This window comes from Siphonobacter sp. SORGH_AS_0500 (assembly GCF_002838835.1).
In the GTDB taxonomy this organism is placed as follows: Bacteria; Bacteroidota; Bacteroidia; order Cytophagales; family Spirosomataceae; genus Siphonobacter.
This window is the reverse complement of record NZ_NHPP01000003.1, coordinates 141,231-156,530: the sequence shown is the minus strand read 5'-3', so window position 1 is coordinate 156,530 and position 15,300 is coordinate 141,231. Positions and strand designations below refer to the sequence as shown.

General features: G+C 44.7%; 12 protein-coding genes. 6 read left to right on the top strand and 6 right to left on the bottom strand.

Features of this window, described 5'->3' with window-relative positions; genetic code table 11:
* Positions 1-43: 43 nt before the first annotated feature.
* From BWI96_RS04410 to BWI96_RS04390, 5 genes are all read right to left on the bottom strand, one after another.
* Positions 44-2,629 carry a response regulator gene (locus tag BWI96_RS04410; protein ID WP_106635479.1) on the bottom strand — a complete coding sequence of 862 codons (2,586 nt, stop codon included), beginning with the start codon at positions 2,627-2,629 and terminating at the stop codon, positions 44-46.
* Positions 2,630-2,680: 51 nt separating this feature from the next.
* Complete coding sequence (locus BWI96_RS04405) at positions 2,681-3,067, bottom strand: response regulator (protein ID WP_106635478.1); 387 nt, start codon at positions 3,065-3,067, stop codon at positions 2,681-2,683.
* 589 nt (positions 3,068-3,656) lie between these two features.
* Positions 3,657-5,087 (bottom strand): circularly permuted type 2 ATP-grasp protein, encoded by a 1,431-nt coding sequence (locus tag BWI96_RS04400; protein WP_106635477.1) that lies wholly within the window; start codon positions 5,085-5,087, stop codon positions 3,657-3,659.
* Positions 5,088-5,294: 207 nt separating this feature from the next.
* Positions 5,295-5,762, bottom strand: a complete 468-nt coding sequence (gene msrB / locus BWI96_RS04395; RefSeq protein WP_232793575.1) for a peptide-methionine (R)-S-oxide reductase MsrB — start codon at positions 5,760-5,762, stop codon at positions 5,295-5,297.
* Between the two features lie 219 nt (positions 5,763-5,981).
* Positions 5,982-6,920, bottom strand: a complete 939-nt coding sequence (locus BWI96_RS04390; RefSeq protein ID WP_106635476.1) for a phosphatase — start codon at positions 6,918-6,920, stop codon at positions 5,982-5,984.
* A 204-nt stretch (positions 6,921-7,124) separates the two neighbouring features.
* Here BWI96_RS04390 and rpsU point away from each other — a divergent pair, with 204 nt between their 5' ends.
* A complete protein-coding gene (gene rpsU, locus BWI96_RS04385; RefSeq protein WP_094811467.1) occupies positions 7,125-7,319 on the top strand; it encodes a 30S ribosomal protein S21 in 195 nt (64 codons plus the stop codon).
* 92 nt (positions 7,320-7,411) lie between these two features.
* On the opposite strand, the gene BWI96_RS04380 is transcribed toward rpsU, so the two are convergent.
* Positions 7,412-8,074, bottom strand: coding sequence for a phosphatase PAP2 family protein (locus BWI96_RS04380; protein WP_106635475.1), 663 nt, complete (start codon positions 8,072-8,074; stop codon positions 7,412-7,414).
* A 275-nt stretch (positions 8,075-8,349) separates the two neighbouring features.
* On the opposite strand from BWI96_RS04380, the gene asnS reads away from it, so the two are divergent.
* The 5 genes from asnS to BWI96_RS04355 all read left to right on the top strand — a co-directional run bounded on the left by asnS (position 8,350) and on the right by BWI96_RS04355 (position 15,296).
* Positions 8,350-9,804 carry an asparagine--tRNA ligase gene (gene asnS / locus BWI96_RS04375; protein ID WP_106635474.1) on the top strand — a complete coding sequence of 485 codons (1,455 nt, stop codon included), beginning with the start codon at positions 8,350-8,352 and terminating at the stop codon, positions 9,802-9,804.
* A 131-nt stretch (positions 9,805-9,935) separates the two neighbouring features.
* Complete coding sequence (locus tag BWI96_RS04370) at positions 9,936-11,021, top strand: complex I subunit 1 family protein (protein ID WP_106635473.1); 1,086 nt, start codon at positions 9,936-9,938, stop codon at positions 11,019-11,021.
* Between the two features lie 153 nt (positions 11,022-11,174).
* Positions 11,175-12,671: a catalase gene (locus tag BWI96_RS04365; protein WP_106635472.1), complete on the top strand. Its 1,497-nt coding sequence runs from the start codon at positions 11,175-11,177 to the stop codon at positions 12,669-12,671.
* A 327-nt stretch (positions 12,672-12,998) separates the two neighbouring features.
* Positions 12,999-14,057, top strand: a complete 1,059-nt coding sequence (gene hemH / locus BWI96_RS04360; RefSeq protein ID WP_106635471.1) for a ferrochelatase — start codon at positions 12,999-13,001, stop codon at positions 14,055-14,057.
* Between the two features lie 87 nt (positions 14,058-14,144).
* Positions 14,145-15,296: a cysteine desulfurase family protein gene (locus tag BWI96_RS04355; protein ID WP_198555148.1), complete on the top strand. Its 1,152-nt coding sequence runs from the start codon at positions 14,145-14,147 to the stop codon at positions 15,294-15,296.
* The last annotated feature ends 4 nt before the right edge of the window (positions 15,297-15,300 follow it).

The window sequence follows — 15,300 nt, the reverse complement described above, 5'->3', positions numbered from 1 at the left end:
TCACGAAAAATGAATCGCTATTAGATCGCCTTTGTACGTGACACTAAGCAGGTAAGTATTCTTTGCGTGCTTCTTCCACGAGGGGTAATAACGCATCTATGCGTACCTGCACCTCATGTACCAACGGTTGAACCAGGTTGATATCCGCACCTTTGGTACCATACTCCTGTAGCTTGATAAATGTAGGGGTCAGTTCTTCTGCTCCAATCATCTGAACGGGCGATTTTAGGGCATGGGCAATTTTACCCACTTCCTCCACATTCCCCGCCTGCAAAGCATCATTCATTTTTTGGAGCTGTAGAGGTGTTTCTTCTAAAAATACGGTTAATAAGTCCGCCATCGATTCGTGATCTCCGCCGGTTACATCGTTCAAATAATCAAGATTAAGTGTAGGAGCCATCATTTTTGGATCGTTTTTTAGAGCATTTTCAGAATGTACAAAGGTAGGCGTATTAATCTGAAGCATCTTCCGAACAATTTTATATAAATCATTCATCTGGAAAGGTTTGGATACGAAATCATTCATACCCACCTGCAAACAATGCTCCCGTTCTCCCACCAGGGCATGAGCCGTCATGGCTACGATCGGCACATCCAGTTTCAAAACGGTTCGAATTTGACGGGTAGTTTCATAGCCATCCATTTCGGGCATTTGAATATCCATCAGAATCAGATCGTACTTGTTCGATTTTAATTTCTCGAGGGCTATAATTCCATTGCCTGCCACTTCGGACGAATAACCCATTCGGCTCAATACGGCAGTAGCCAGCTTCTGATTCATAGGATTGTCCTCTACAATCAGGACTTTAATATGCAGATTGGACTGACTACTCGAAGAAGCAACCTCTGATTCTTCGAGTACCTCCTGCCGGGCCACTTCGTAGGGAATGTCGACAGTAAAGGTAGAGCCCAATCCGGGCGTGCTAATCACTGCAATAGAGCCTCCCTGCATCTCTACCAGCGAATGAACAATATTTAATCCTAAACCCGAGCCGCCGTACTGACGCGTAGTAAATGAACTTTCCTGGCGGAATCGTTCAAAAATGTGGGGTAATACGTCTGTGGCAATCCCAATGCCTGAATCTTTCACAACCAGTTTCACCCAAGCTACGTCACCTTCCTGGCGGCTATAATGAACACTAATGTGTATTTTCCCTTTCTCGGTAAACTTGATAGCGTTCGAAGCCAGGTTTAGTAATACCTGGGTTAATCGCGTTGGATCACCCAGTACCACCGAGGGTAAATTCGGATCAATCTGCACTTCCAAAGCCAGTTGCTTATCGAAAGCCGCTGGTTGAAGCATAATTTTAATGGACTGCACCAAAGCAGTAATGCTGAATGGTATTTTCTCGAACTGAAGCATGCCTGCTTCAATTTTAGAAATATCCAGAATATCGTTAACAATGGTTAGCAGATTACGACTAGCGGTATTGACTGCTCTTAAATATTCAATCTGCTCCTGAGTTAACGGACTAGTTTCCAGCAAGTTTGTAAATCCAATAATCGAGTTAAGGGGCGTTCTGATTTCGTGGCTCATGTTTGCCAGGAAGTTTTCCTTCATCAAAGCCGCTTTCTCAGCCATTTCCTTGGCTTCCCGCAGTCGCGTATGTGACAATAATCGATCTGTAATGTCAACATAACTCGAAACAATATACTGAATATTTCCGTCTGTATCATACACAGGGACGGCTGAATTCAATAACAAAGTACGTTCTTCTCCAATCCGCAACTCCATATCATCCACCTGAACAGCCCGTCCTTCAAGGGCCTTGAAGTAAGGTCGTTCTTCATGAGGGTATTCCTCGCCAGTGGGAAAACGATAAATTTGTAAGGAGCGGAATAAGGTATGGTACGAATCAAAAACCGACTGTTGCCTCAGCATCGTACGCGTGTTTTTGTTGGTATAAAACACCTTTCCCTGCTGATCATAGACAATAACGGCGGCTGGAATGGCATCCAGAATTTCCTTCAGTCGTTTTTCGTTTTCCTGTAACTCCAGGTTAAGTTTCGTTCGGCTTTTCAATACCCGAAACAGCAGAAAAACGGCTCCGAGAATAATAATAACCGCCACAAGTGTTCCAACAAAAATGCTTAGAATTGCTTCGCTCGCCGACTCTTCACTCTCTTGTACGCGTTTGGCAAGCAGAGTTTGTTCATCGTCCTGAATTTCAATTAACAAAGCCCGCAATTCATAGGTCTTATCCAGATAAGCCCGGCCCGAATCCAGCTTTTGCATACTATCCTGCATACCCGTCTGAAGGAATAGCTGCTGCCCTAAGTTTAGTTTTTCAAGAAGCTTCTGATTAAAAAAACGTAATCTCTTTTTCTGGAGGTCCGTTCGGGCGAAGTCATTCAGATCTTTCGACTGATCAATCAGATCTTTTGCGTTTCGATTAAAATCTGCTAGGAAATAGGGATTTTTACTGAGCAAATGTCCCCGCAAGTCATTATCGATATGCGTCAGTCGAGTGTCAACCTGTTCCGCTTTTTCGAGAATCACGTGCGTATGAGTAATCCAGTTATTGGTCGTTACCAGCCGTTGGATCGTCTGATGCCCATTAATTCCCAGAAGGACTTCTATAAGAAACCCTCCCCCTAACATTAAACCTATCCAGAATTTAAGTCGCATCCGTGAATGTGCAGTCGTATTGAATATTTTTAATTTATAGTTATAATAGAGCTATTTAGATGATATATCAGTTAGTAAAGACAATAGGGCTTGAGGACGCAGAGGCTTCATAATGTAGCCATTAACGGCTTCAGAATTCAATATTTCTTCCGTTGGCACATCTCCAGACATAATGTAGATCTGCACCTGAGCATCAAATGATCTGATTTCTTTGCTGGCTGTAAAACCATCCAAATCAGGCATTTGAATATCCATTAAAATTAAATCGAAAGACGTTTTACGAGCCAATTCTATGGCGGCTAACCCGCCCTCTGCTGTCTGGACCAATGCACTCGTTTTGGCGACTACCCGCTGGGCTATCTGTAAATTAAAAGGCTGGTCGTCTACCAATAATACTTTTAGCACAGGAAGATCAGAACTAGCTAAAGATTCGGACATGTTCTTGTTGAAGGTACAAACGTTATAAATCCAGTTGTAAACAATATGTACTCTTAATAAACGCAGCAAAGCACGAAGTTATCGATTAAGCTACAAAATAAAAATAATTGTTCCTGCGGAGTCTGATTCCGCTGGTTCGTAACCCAATTCGGGTTTTAAAAGTTCTGTTTTTTAAAAGTCTTAGAGGTTGGTTAAATTGATCTTTTATTATAAGTTAGAGACCCTGCTTGAGTCTCTCGTTTCATTGCTGCAAACCCCGTCGTCTGTCCTCCAAAGCGAAGAACCTTCATTACCTTGAGAACAGTATTAGATCATACGATACCTTTAAAAACATCAAAGCCGTCTCATTTTACAGAAGTGCTCAGCACTGGTTTGAGATTCCATCTCGTTCCTAGCCTAATAACAGGTTCCCACCTACCGTTATCCTTCAAGCCGATCAGTCACAGCAAAGATTGTGAAGGCTTTAAAAGTGATAATTCGTAGTATAAAACAGGCTTTGTTGATCAGGCTGCATTCGCTGAAAAATAAAAAAGAGTCCTCCAGGTCAATGATTTTAACCTAGAGGACTCTTTATCAAAGTATGATGTATTTACCACATAACCCAGGTGTCTTTACTTCCGCCACCCTGCGAAGAATTTACTACCAGCGAACCTTTGTTCAAAGCTACACGGGTTAAACCTCCGGGAATGACGTTAACGTCTTCACCATAAAGAATATAAGGTCTTAAATCTACGTGACGACCTTCAATGGCACCGTCTACCAGGCAGGGTACCCGTGACAGAGAAATGGTAGGCTGAGCAATATAATTTCGGGGATTTGCTTTGATTTTTTCCCGGAAAAGAGCATGATCTTCTTTCGTGGCTTTGGGACCAATCAGCATGCCATAACCGCCTGCTTCATTGGCTTCCTTTACTACCAGATTTTCAATGTTCTCCAGCACGTAAGCACGGTCTTCTTCTTCCCGACAGATGTACGTCCGAACGTTAGGAATAATAGGCTCTTCATCCAGGTAATATTTGATGATTCGAGGTACGTAGGCGTAGATTACCTTATCATCCGCAACGCCCGTTCCAGGAGCATTCGCCAGGGCTACTCTGCCTTTTTTATACACATCAAAAATCCCCGGAATGCCAATCAGCGAGTCCGGGTTGAAGGCCTGAGGATCCAGATAGGTATCGTCAATGCGACGGTAAATAACGTCTACTACCTGAAAACCCTTGGTAGTTCTCATTTTCACGTAACCATCGTGAACTACCAGGTCACGGGCATCTACCAATTCTACGCCCATTTGCTGAGCCAGGTAAGAATGCTCGAAATACGCTGAATTATAAATGCCCGGCGTTAACACGCAAACCGTAGGATCTGGCCGTCCCGAAATGTATTGCAGCATCTGCAACAATCGGCTTGGGTAATCGGAAACCGGACGAATGTCGGTACGGGCAAAAACTTCGGGGAAGGTCTGCTTGAGTAACTCCCGGTTTTCGAGCATGTATGAAACGCCTGAAGGACAACGCAGGTTGTCTTCCAGTACCATGTATTCGCCGTCGTCGCCTTTAATCAAATCCGTTCCGGTAATGTGGCACCAGATTCCTTTGGGTGGTTTCAGGCCCTTGCAAGCGGGTAAAAAGCACTTCGACGATTCAATCAAATCGCGGGGAACAATGCCATCGTTCAGGATTCGCTGTTCATTATAGACATCATCGATGAACATATTAATGGCCTTAATTCGCTGAATCAGACCTTTTTCCAGCTTGGCCCAGTCTTCATTCGGAATAATACGGGGGATAATATCAACGGGCATGATACGTTCGGTACCTTCATTTTCAGAATATACATTGAACGTAATACCCATGGCCATCAATGACCGCTCGGCGGCTTGGTGTCGCCGAACCATTTCTTCATAGGTTAATTGCTCGCTTCGTTGCTTAAAAGCTTCGTATCCTTTCCGAACGTTTCCGTCGGCATCAAACATCTCATCGAAAAAACCTTCCGTCTGATAATTGTCATAGGAAAATTCCATAGGTGTCCAGTTGTTATAAAATCTAAAAATTCCTTAAACAATTATTAAAACCTCTACATAATCGGAAAAATAACCAATTAAGTATAAGCATACAATAGATATACCAAATCTTATACCGAATTACTCTACAAATTTGGGTATGAGAAAAAAGCCCTCTGGTTGGAAAAATACAAAAAAGACCAGCAGTTCTCTGCTGGCCCTGGGTAATTATTTATTTCGTTCAAACAGTAAAGCCGCCGAATTAATAGTGTACTTCAATCGCCCCGGAGCGGAGCCATCCGGCGTAGACCGCCCCAGGTAAGCCCCGCAACGACTGCAAGTCAATTCATTACCTCGGCCACCGGGCATTTCTGTTTCCTCTACATTACGAGGATTGGCTACCCGCGAAAACGTGGGCCAGCCACTACCATTATCGAACTGGGCATCCGTTCTGAACAATTCAGCATTACAACATACACAGCGATAGCTTCCTTTCTCCCGATTGTTCCAGAACTTTCCGGAAAAAGCCCTTTCCGTCCCTTTCTGCCGGGTTACGAAATACTGCTCGGGAGTAAGAATTCGCTTCCACTCTGAATCAGTTTTTTCAACCGGGTATCGCTTAACCGGATTCTGAGTCAGTAGGGTGCCCACCAAAGGTGTTACTAAACAGAATTTAAGGAAGTGTCTTCTTTCCATTACACAAATCAATCCGTCTTAATAATGCAGGTTTTGGAGTGATATTCTCGTTGATACTTAGGCAACCTATGAACGCGTAAAAGGTTTAGTAGTACTTGATCTTTTTAGCTTTTTTATCGCCTCCAAAATCTTAATCAACTACCTTCTTTACCAAATACTTGTTCAAAAAGATACGCAAAACGGACTGGTATCGTGCGATGTTGAGCTTTTTTAACAATTCTATGATTCCTGCTTACTCATTCGGGACAACATTCCTTCCTTCATGGCGTACATCGAAACGCGGATATTTTTCAGACCGTATTTCCGCAGGAGGAAGGCAATGAGGCAACTGGCTACCACGATCATATCCGCCCGATACGCTTTCATACCGGGAATTTCCAGGCGTTGGTCATGATCAGAAGTAATGAATTTTTCGTAGGAATCAATGAACGAAGCCAGCGGCAACTCTCCGCTAGTTAACGATGGATCAGGCAATTCGCCGGTTTCACGAATGGAATGAATGTCCAGTAAAGTCTCGAAAGAACCTGCCGATCCAATCAGTTCGTGGGCTTCGTACTGGTGTACGGCGTTGGTTAAAGGTACCAGTTGCTGTTCCAGGTATTCATTAAGCTTACTAATTGAATCGGGCAAAATTGGATCGGTTTGATTGAAGCGATCCATCAACCGCTGCCCACCAATTTCAAAACTTTGTTTCCAGAACAGTTTCTCGTTGTTGCAAAGAATAAATTCTACACTTCCACCGCCAATATCCACGATGAGTGACGTTTCTTTTCTAAGCTTCATTCCGGCTTTTACTCCTTCATAAATCAGGCCTGCTTCTTCTTCCCCTTTGATGATGGTAACCGTTATGCCGGTTTCTTCCAGCACTCGCTGGGAAAATTCGGCCTGATTGGAGGCATTGCGAATGGCACTTGTACCCAGAGCCGTAATTTTCTCAGGCTCAATGTTATATTCATCCGTAATCTGTCGAAACTGTTTCAATACCCCGATGGCCCGACGGATCCCTTCATCTGAAATTTTACCTTCTGAAATTCCACCTTCGCCGATTTTGGCGGGTAAACTGGAATCGTGCAGAATTTTAAAATTCCCCTGCTCCATTTCCGCTACCATCAACTGAAAAGTATTCGTACCCAAATCTATGATCGCCTGACGTTTCATGTGTCGTATGCCTTGATGATGAGGCCATTTACCTATAAATAAAAAGAAAAAGGGAGGGGCTATGCCCAACATCTCCCGCGGAGAATTCCCTACTGATCGAATCCTTCGCCAAAGTTGTTAATAAACTATTGAAATTTTGAAATAGAAGCGTATATTTGCAATCCTGTTTTGGAGTTGAACCATTCAAATTGCCGAATAACACACATGATTATCGTTCAAGTTAAAGAAAACGAAAGCATTGACAAGGCTCTCAAACGTTTCAAGAAGAAATTCGAAAAAACGGGCGTAATGCGTGAACTTCGTTCTCGTATGGCGTTTACGAAGCCATCAATCACTCGTCGTCACCAGGTCATCAAGGCGGCTTACCGTCAGAAGATGCAGGAAAGCGAGCAACAATAGTTGCAGTAACGGATTCAATAATCCCTTACGACGGCATATTTAGCCATCCTTTTGACGGGGATGGCTTTTTGCATTATAGCCCTTTAGGAGAACTAGATAAAAATGTAAAAGGTAGTTCCGCAGACGATAGCCCCTAATAACAGCCCCATCAGAATCTGCCGGGGAGTGTGAGCATTAAGATACAAACGGGCACTCATCAGAAAACCCGTTAATAACGTAACGATCAGGAAAGGAATGAGTAAACTGCTCAACCCCAGCTTTAGGGTTAAGGCCAGTAAGCCGCCCAGCACTCCGCCCATTCCTGTGGCATGAGCTGAAATTTGCCAGTAGAGACTGATAAAAGCGACACAGGAAATGGAAAAGGTTATACTGGCCATTACTACCGTTACCTCAGGTAACAACGCCATGTAGCGAAACGAAGCATAGGAGAAAATGGTATACAGCATCACAATGACCAGGTAAGGCAATCGCCGGTCCTGTAAATTTTCCATGGTGAGGCTTTTAATCACTTTCAGCCGATACAGCACGTATAATAAATAACTGGGAATCAAAAAAGTAAAAAAGAAAACCAGTAACAATAGCCCTGCTCTGAAGGATAATTTGATACCAAAAAAATCGATGGTTTGCTCGCCATTGAACGCCGCCAGATTGGCAACGGCAGGCGTGGCTGCGTAAAAAATAATTCCGAATAAAACGGTCGGAATTAATAAGGGATGCAGAACAAACGAAAGGAAACGGGCAAGGGCGGTATTCAAGTGTTAAGGTCTAGTTTGTGATTCGACTAACAACAAAGGTAATTTCCCGTACGCCCTTCACCAAAGAGCAAAGCTGGTCTGAGGTGATTTTTAATACATTCCTTAGGATTTATTATCTATTTGATACACGAATCCTTCTTCTTCGATCTATTTTTTCCTTAAAACCTACATAAACCATTGCTCATTACCGGATTTTTTTTCTCTGGTAACAGGAAGTAGCTAATTTTGCGACCATTACAGGCGGACGAGTGTTCCGCCGCTGATCGAAGTTCATCATGAAATATCAAATTAAAGATTACCTCCGTCACCACGGTTTTGTGGGTCAGACCCTAACGGTTCAGGGGTGGGTTCGAACCAAGCGAGAGAGCAAGAATGTCAATTTTATTGCTCTAAATGACGGCTCGACCATCAATAACCTGCAAGTTGTGGCTGAAGCGGGCGTGATTTCGGACGATATTCTCAAACTCGTAACGACCGGCTCTGCCATTGCAGCTACCGGGGTACTGGTCGATTCGCAGGGAGCGGGCCAGTCAGTTGAATTAAAAGTTGAGTCCATCGAAGTATACGGCACAGCCGATCCTGATCTGTATCCGCTGCAACCCAAGCGTCATTCGCTGGAGTTTCTACGGGAAATTGCTCACTTACGTCCTCGTACCAATACGTTCTCGGCGGTGTTCCGGGTGCGTCATGCCCTGGCTTTCGCCGTTCATAAGTATTTCAGTGATAATGGATTTTTCTACTGGAACTCTCCCATTATTACGGGATCGGATGCCGAAGGAGCGGGTGAAATGTTCCGCGTCACCACGCTGGATCCTAAAAATCCACCTCTGAACGAAGATGGTTCGATTAATTATAAAGAAGACTTTTTCGGCAAAGAAACTAACCTGACGGTATCAGGGCAGTTGGAAGGCGAATTAGCGGCTTTGGGTCTGGGTAAAATCTATACGTTTGGTCCTACGTTCCGGGCCGAAAACTCAAACACGACTCGTCACTTAGCTGAGTTCTGGATGATTGAGCCCGAAATGGCGTTCTTCGAACTGGAAGATAACATGGCTCTGGCCGAAGATTTCGTTCAGTACGTGATTAAATACGCTCTGGAAAACTGCCAGGACGATTTAGCTTTCCTCGAAAAACGGTTGCTTGAGGAAGAAAAGAACAAGCCCCAGAACGAGCGTAGTCCCATGCCGCTGCTGGAAAAGCTCCAGTTTGTGGTAGAAAACGAGTTCGAGCGTCTGACTTATACGAAGGCTATTGAAATTTTGCTTCAGTCGAAGCCTCACAAAGAGAAGAAGTTCCAGTACCCTGTAGAATGGGGTATTGATCTCCAAAGTGAGCACGAGCGTTACCTCGTTGAAAAGCACTTCAAGAAACCCGTCATCCTGACGCATTATCCCCGGGCGATCAAGGCTTTCTACATGAAACAGGAAGTGGATCGTCCCGAAGACAAAGGACCGACGGTACGGGCCATGGACGTATTATTCCCCGGTATCGGTGAAATGATTGGCGGAAGTCAGCGGGAAGATAATCTGGAAAAACTCGTAGCCCGGATGGAAGAAGTCGGCATTGAACCTCAAAGCATGGACTGGTTCCTCGACACGCGTCGATTCGGTTCGGCTCCGCACTCGGGTTTTGGTTTAGGTTTCGAGCGTCTGATTCAGTTTGTAACGGGTATGGGTAACATCCGTGATGTAATTCCTTTCCCTCGTTTCCCTAAATCAGCAGAGTTCTAATACCCGATTTTCTCTAGTTGTGAAGACCGTTTCTCCTAAGAAACGGTCTTTTTTAGTTCCATTCTAAATTAATCCGAGCATCGGCTTAGATTTGCAGCGGGAAATTCCCAAACCTGTAAACGTGTACTATTTTGCTTCCTGCTTTACTGATATGCCTCGCCCTGACTCTTGCTACGGTTGTAGTAGGAGTATACGCTGAACGAAAAATTTCGGGTTTTATTCAGGATCGCCTCGGCCCTACCGAAGTGGGTCCATATGGCTTACTCCAGTTATTTGCCGATTTATTGAAGTTACTCCAGAAAGAAGACATTGTGCCCAAACTGGCAGATCGCTGGATGTATCTGGTGGCTCCCTGTCTGATTTTTGTGGCGATTTTTCTAGGTTATGCCGTCGTTCCACTCGGCCCCGACTGGATTGGCTCCAGCACCGCCATTGGCGTTTTCTGGCTCATGGCCATCGTTTCACTCGATGTGCTGGGCATTATCATTGCAGGCTGGGCTTCTAACAATAAATATTCCCTGTTTGGAGCCATTCGCTCAGTAGCTCAGATTGTGAGCTATGAAATTCCGCTGGGGCTTTCGGTGCTGTGCGTAGCCATGATTTGCCAGAGCCTTGATTTACAGGAAATTAGTTTTCAGCAAGGCATTTATTCTCAGGAAAATGTCTATTTCTTCGGTATAAAAAGCTGGGGATTGGACGTAACGGCCAACGGTGGTTTTCTAAGCTGGAATATTTTCCGAATGCCACTTTTCTTTATTGCCTTTATCATCTACTTCATCGCCTCGCTGGCCGAATGTAACCGAGCTCCTTTCGACTTGCCCGAAGCGGAATCTGAGCTGGTAGGTGGCTTTCATACGGAATATTCCGGTTTTCGCTGGGCCCTGGTTTTCCTTAGCGAGTATGCCATGATGATGCTGGTTAGTATTCTCGGTGTAGTGTTGTTTCTAGGTAGCTGGAATACCCCCTTACCTAACATAGGTCCGGTAAAATTAGCCGACTGGACTTCCGGTGCACCAGGAACGCTGTTAGGTAACTTCTCAGGTATGTTCTGGTTACTGGCCAAAGCTGCTTTGTTAATCCTCGTTCAAATCTGGGTTCGCTGGACTTACCCTCGCCTTCGCGTGGATCAATTAATGTATTTAGGCTGGAAAGTCTTAACGCCTCTTGCTTTAGTGATGGTCGTCTTATCTGGCGTATGGCGTTTATTGATGGTTTAACATCTGATAATAAATAAGTTATAACTAATGACCATCCTTAAGTAGGGTGGTCATTACGTTTTATTATACATTCATCAATATAATCGATTTTACTTATCGATTTCTTCCTTATACTTTTGTCTCAGTTCTTACTTCAAAATCACTAAGCAAGCGATGGATCAACAAAAATTAACAACCGCTTCAGGACGCCCCTATGCTGAAAACGAAAACTCACAAAGCGTAGGTCCCCGTGGTCCTTTATTGCTACAAGACTATATTTTACACGAAAAAATGGCTCACTTCAACCGCGAGCGAATTCCAGAGCGGGTAGTGCATGCCAAAGGTTCTGGTGCTTTCGGTACCCTGACCATTACCAATGATATTACAAAGTATTCTCGGGCAAAAGTATTCAGTGAAGTTGGGAAGCAAACGCCTTTATTTCTGCGTTTTTCGACCGTAGGTGGCGAAAAAGGCTCTGCTGATACTGAACGCGACCCTCGCGGTTTTGCTCTCAAGTTTTATACCGAAGATGGTAACTGGGATTTAGTAGGTAACAACACACCCGTCTTCTTCGTCAAAGATCCCAAGAAATTTGGTGACTTCATTCACACGCAAAAGCGGGATCCTTTCACTAACCTGAAATCACCTACGATGATGTGGGATTTTTGGTCGCTGAATCCTGAATCATTACATCAGGTTCTGATTTTGATGTCTGATCGCGGCACGCCTTATGGCTATCGTCACATGCACGGATTTGGAAGTCATACGTTTTCGTTCATTAATAAAGAAAATGAGCGTTTTTACGTAAAATTCCACTTCCTGACCAAACAGGGCATTAAAAATTTCACTGGTAAAGATGCCGATGAAATGAAGTCGAAAGACATGGATTTTGCTCAGCGTGATTTGCTGGAACACATTGAAAAGGGTGACTTCCCGAAATGGTCGATGCAGGTTCAGATCATGCCCGAAGCGGAAGCTAGAACATACCATATCAATCCTTTCGATTTGACGAAAGTATGGCCTCACTCCGATTATCCGCTGATTGAAGTCGGTGAAATTGAATTAAACCGAAACCCTGATAATTACTTCCAGGACGTAGAACAGGCGGCCTTTGCTCCCGCTCACGTGGTGGATGGCATTGGTTATTCGCCCGACAAGATGTTACAGGGCCGTCTGCTCTCGTATCCTGATGCTCAGCGGTATCGTTTAGGAGGTAACTACGAACAGATTCCCGTAAACCGTTGTCCTTTCGCTACAACTAACTACCAGCGTGACGGACAAATGCGGGTTGATGGTAACGGTGGCCGTAATCCCAACTATTTCCCTAACTCGTTTGATAACATTGTAGCAGATCAAAGCTATCAGGAACCTGCCTGGGAACTGGATTCGAATATAGCTGGCTGGTACGACCGCAACGGCGAAGGTGAGAACGACCACTACAGCCAACCTGGTAACTTGTATCGCAACGTTCTGGACGATGAGCAGAAAAGCCACCTGGTAGAAACCATCGTGGGTGCTTTGGGCGGCGTTACGGGTCCTAAACGTGACGAAATCATTAACCGTCAGTTATGCCACTTCTTCCGGGCCGACATTGGTCTGGGAATGCGAATTGCTCAGGGCTTAGGCGTAAACGTAGAAAATGCAATGCCTAAAAAGCATGAAGTTAACTAGCGAGAAGGTTTACAAAGTTTGAGCGGGTTTGAGGTAGTTTGAAGTTTGATTTCGGTTTGAAAAGTTATTTGTACCCCGGCGGTTTAGGATCAAATCCACCTAACCAATCAAACCGTTTCTAACCAAGTCAAACTATCTCAAACCTGACCAAGCATTAATTAAACCTGCTCAAACTTAACCAAACTTCAAACCTTCCTCTTCCGGGGAAGGTTTTTATATATGTAGAACGGCAAAGATTTCCGACCTTTGCCCCCGAAACGCCACGAGCGAAGAAGAGATAGACAGAACGTATTTTAAGGTTACATCTATTCAGGTAACCCTCCAAACATGCAGGTCACAGAATTAGCGTCCACTCGCACGACTCAACAACTAAAAACGGGTATTTTACTGGTTAACCTGGGTACACCCGATAGTCCCAGTGTACCGGACGTACGTAAATATTTACAGGAATTTTTGATGGATGGCCGCGTCATTGATATTCCTTTCATGAATCGCTGGGCTTTAATCAACCTGATTATTGCTCCCTTCCGGGCTCCCAAATCCGCTAAAGTGTACCGGGAATTATGGGAGGAACGCGGCTCGCCACTCAAGTTTTACGGAGAAGATATTAAAGAACTGGTTCAACAGCGTCTGGGTGAAGATTACGAAGTAGAGCTGGCCATGCGTTACCAGAACCCCAGCATTCAAGCTGGTCTGGATCGCTTTCAAAAGTTAGGACTGAAGAAGATTATTGTCGTTCCATTCTTCCCTCAATATGCTTCTGCTTCAACGGGTTCGGTGTATGAAAAGGTCATGGAAATTGTAGGTAAATGGCAGGTTATTCCTGAAATTTCCTTTACCAATACCTTTTACGATCATCCCAAATTCATTGAACATTTTGCGGAAACGGCTCGCAAGTACATGCGTGAACACGAGTACGACTTCTTCCTGTTCAGTTACCACGGCTTACCCGAACGCCAGATTACCAAGGGCGATCATACGGGTAATACCTGTAAGTTTGGCAGTTGCTGCGATCATATTCATAAGGACAATCAGTATTGCTACCGGGCTCAGTGTTTCGCCACTACTCGCCTGCTCGTAAAGGAGTTGGGCTTAAAAGAAGGTACGTATACCACCAGTTTCCAGAGCCGTCTGGGAAAAACGCCCTGGATTAAACCCTACACCGACGAGGTGATTATTGATCTGGCTAAACAAGGAAAGAAAAGCGTATTGGCCTTCAGCCCTGCGTTTGTGGCCGACTGCCTCGAAACGACGATTGAAGTAGGCGAAGAATATAAAGAGTTATTTGAGGAAAACGGAGGTCAGCACTGGCAACTGGTAGAAAGTTTGAATAACAGTCCTTTATACGTTGATTTATTAATTGATTTAATCAACAAACAGGCTTAAATGAATCGCCCCGGTCACCATCGGGGCGATTTTTTTAGCGTGCGTATTATATTTATCAAACCTACGCTAACGCCTCAAACGCTAATGATAAACCGACCGATTTATCTGGACTATAACGCAACCACACCCGTAGACCCTCAGGTGTTGGAAACGATGTTACCCTGGTTTTCGGAACAATTCGGAAATGCCGCCAGTCGCACGCACCTTTGGGGTTGGGAAGCCGCCGAAGCGGTTGAAAATGCCCGTCAGCAAGTAGCTCAGATCCTGGGGGCTCAGGATAAAGAGATCGTTTTTACCAGCGGAGCCACTGAATCGAATAACCTGGCTTTACTGGGTAGTTTTGAAGCTTCTTCCAGCAAAAAACACCTTATTACCGTTCAGACCGAGCATAAAGCGATTCTGGACGTTTGTAACTATCTGGAAAAACAGGGTGCGGAAGTTACCTATCTACAGCCGGATTTTCAGGGATTAGTTACCCCGCAACAAGTTCAGGAAGCCCTTCGAGAGGATACCTTACTGGTTTCCGTGATGTGGGTCAATAATGAAACTGGTGTGATTCAACCGATTCGGGAAATTGGTCGAATATGTCGCGATACTGGCGTTTTATTTCACACCGATGCTACGCAGGCTGTAGGCAAACTCCCCATTTATGTAGAGGCCGATTTCATTGATTTACTTAGTCTTTCCGCTCATAAACTTTACGGCCCGAAAGGATCTGGAGCCTTATACGTTCGCAGAAAAACACCTCTGGCCATTCAAATGCACGGCGGCGGACACGAACGCGGACGACGTTCAGGGACACTGAATGTTCCGGGAATTATTGGTTTAGGAAAAGCCTGCGAGCTGAGTTACGAGAAGTTACCTACCGAAAGTAAGCGTTTGGCTGATTTAAGGGATTACCTCGAACGCACGATTCTGGAATTCATCCCCAACGTTCAGGTGAATGGCTCGGTTACGCATCGTTTGCCGCATGTTAGTAACCTGGCTTTTGGTGGCGTTGATGGAGAAGCTTTGTTATTAAATCTGACAAAAATCGCCGTTTCTAATGGCTCGGCCTGTACTTCAGCTTCGGTTCATCCTTCGCACGTGCTGAAAGCTATGGGGTTAAGCGATGAGCTAGCCCATGCATCCGTTCGGTTTAGCCTGGGACGTTTTACTACCGCTGAAGATATTACACTGGCAATTCGGTACGTTACTGAAACTGTTGCCCATACCCGAGCCCATTTCATAAGCCTTTGACCAT

Bases quoted from the DNA above. Each gene is read 5' to 3' on its own strand.
- BWI96_RS04405 (WP_106635478.1), bottom strand. From the start codon at position 3,067: ATGTCCGAATCTTTAGCTAGTTCTGATCTTCCTGTGCTAAAAGTATTA.
- BWI96_RS04390 (WP_106635476.1), bottom strand. From the start codon at position 6,920: ATGAAACGTCAGGCGATCATAGATTTGGGTACGAATACTTTTCAGTTG.
- BWI96_RS04365 (WP_106635472.1), top strand. From the start codon at position 11,175: ATGGATCAACAAAAATTAACAACCGCTTCAGGACGCCCCTATGCTGAA.
- BWI96_RS04410 (WP_106635479.1), bottom strand. From the start codon at position 2,629: ATGCGACTTAAATTCTGGATAGGTTTAATGTTAGGGGGAGGGTTTCTT.
- rpsU (WP_094811467.1), top strand. From the start codon at position 7,125: ATGATTATCGTTCAAGTTAAAGAAAACGAAAGCATTGACAAGGCTCTC.
- asnS (WP_106635474.1), top strand. From the start codon at position 8,350: ATGAAATATCAAATTAAAGATTACCTCCGTCACCACGGTTTTGTGGGT.
- hemH (WP_106635471.1), top strand. From the start codon at position 12,999: ATGCAGGTCACAGAATTAGCGTCCACTCGCACGACTCAACAACTAAAA.
- msrB (WP_232793575.1), bottom strand. From the start codon at position 5,762: ATGGAAAGAAGACACTTCCTTAAATTCTGTTTAGTAACACCTTTGGTG.
- BWI96_RS04400 (WP_106635477.1), bottom strand. From the start codon at position 5,087: ATGGAATTTTCCTATGACAATTATCAGACGGAAGGTTTTTTCGATGAG.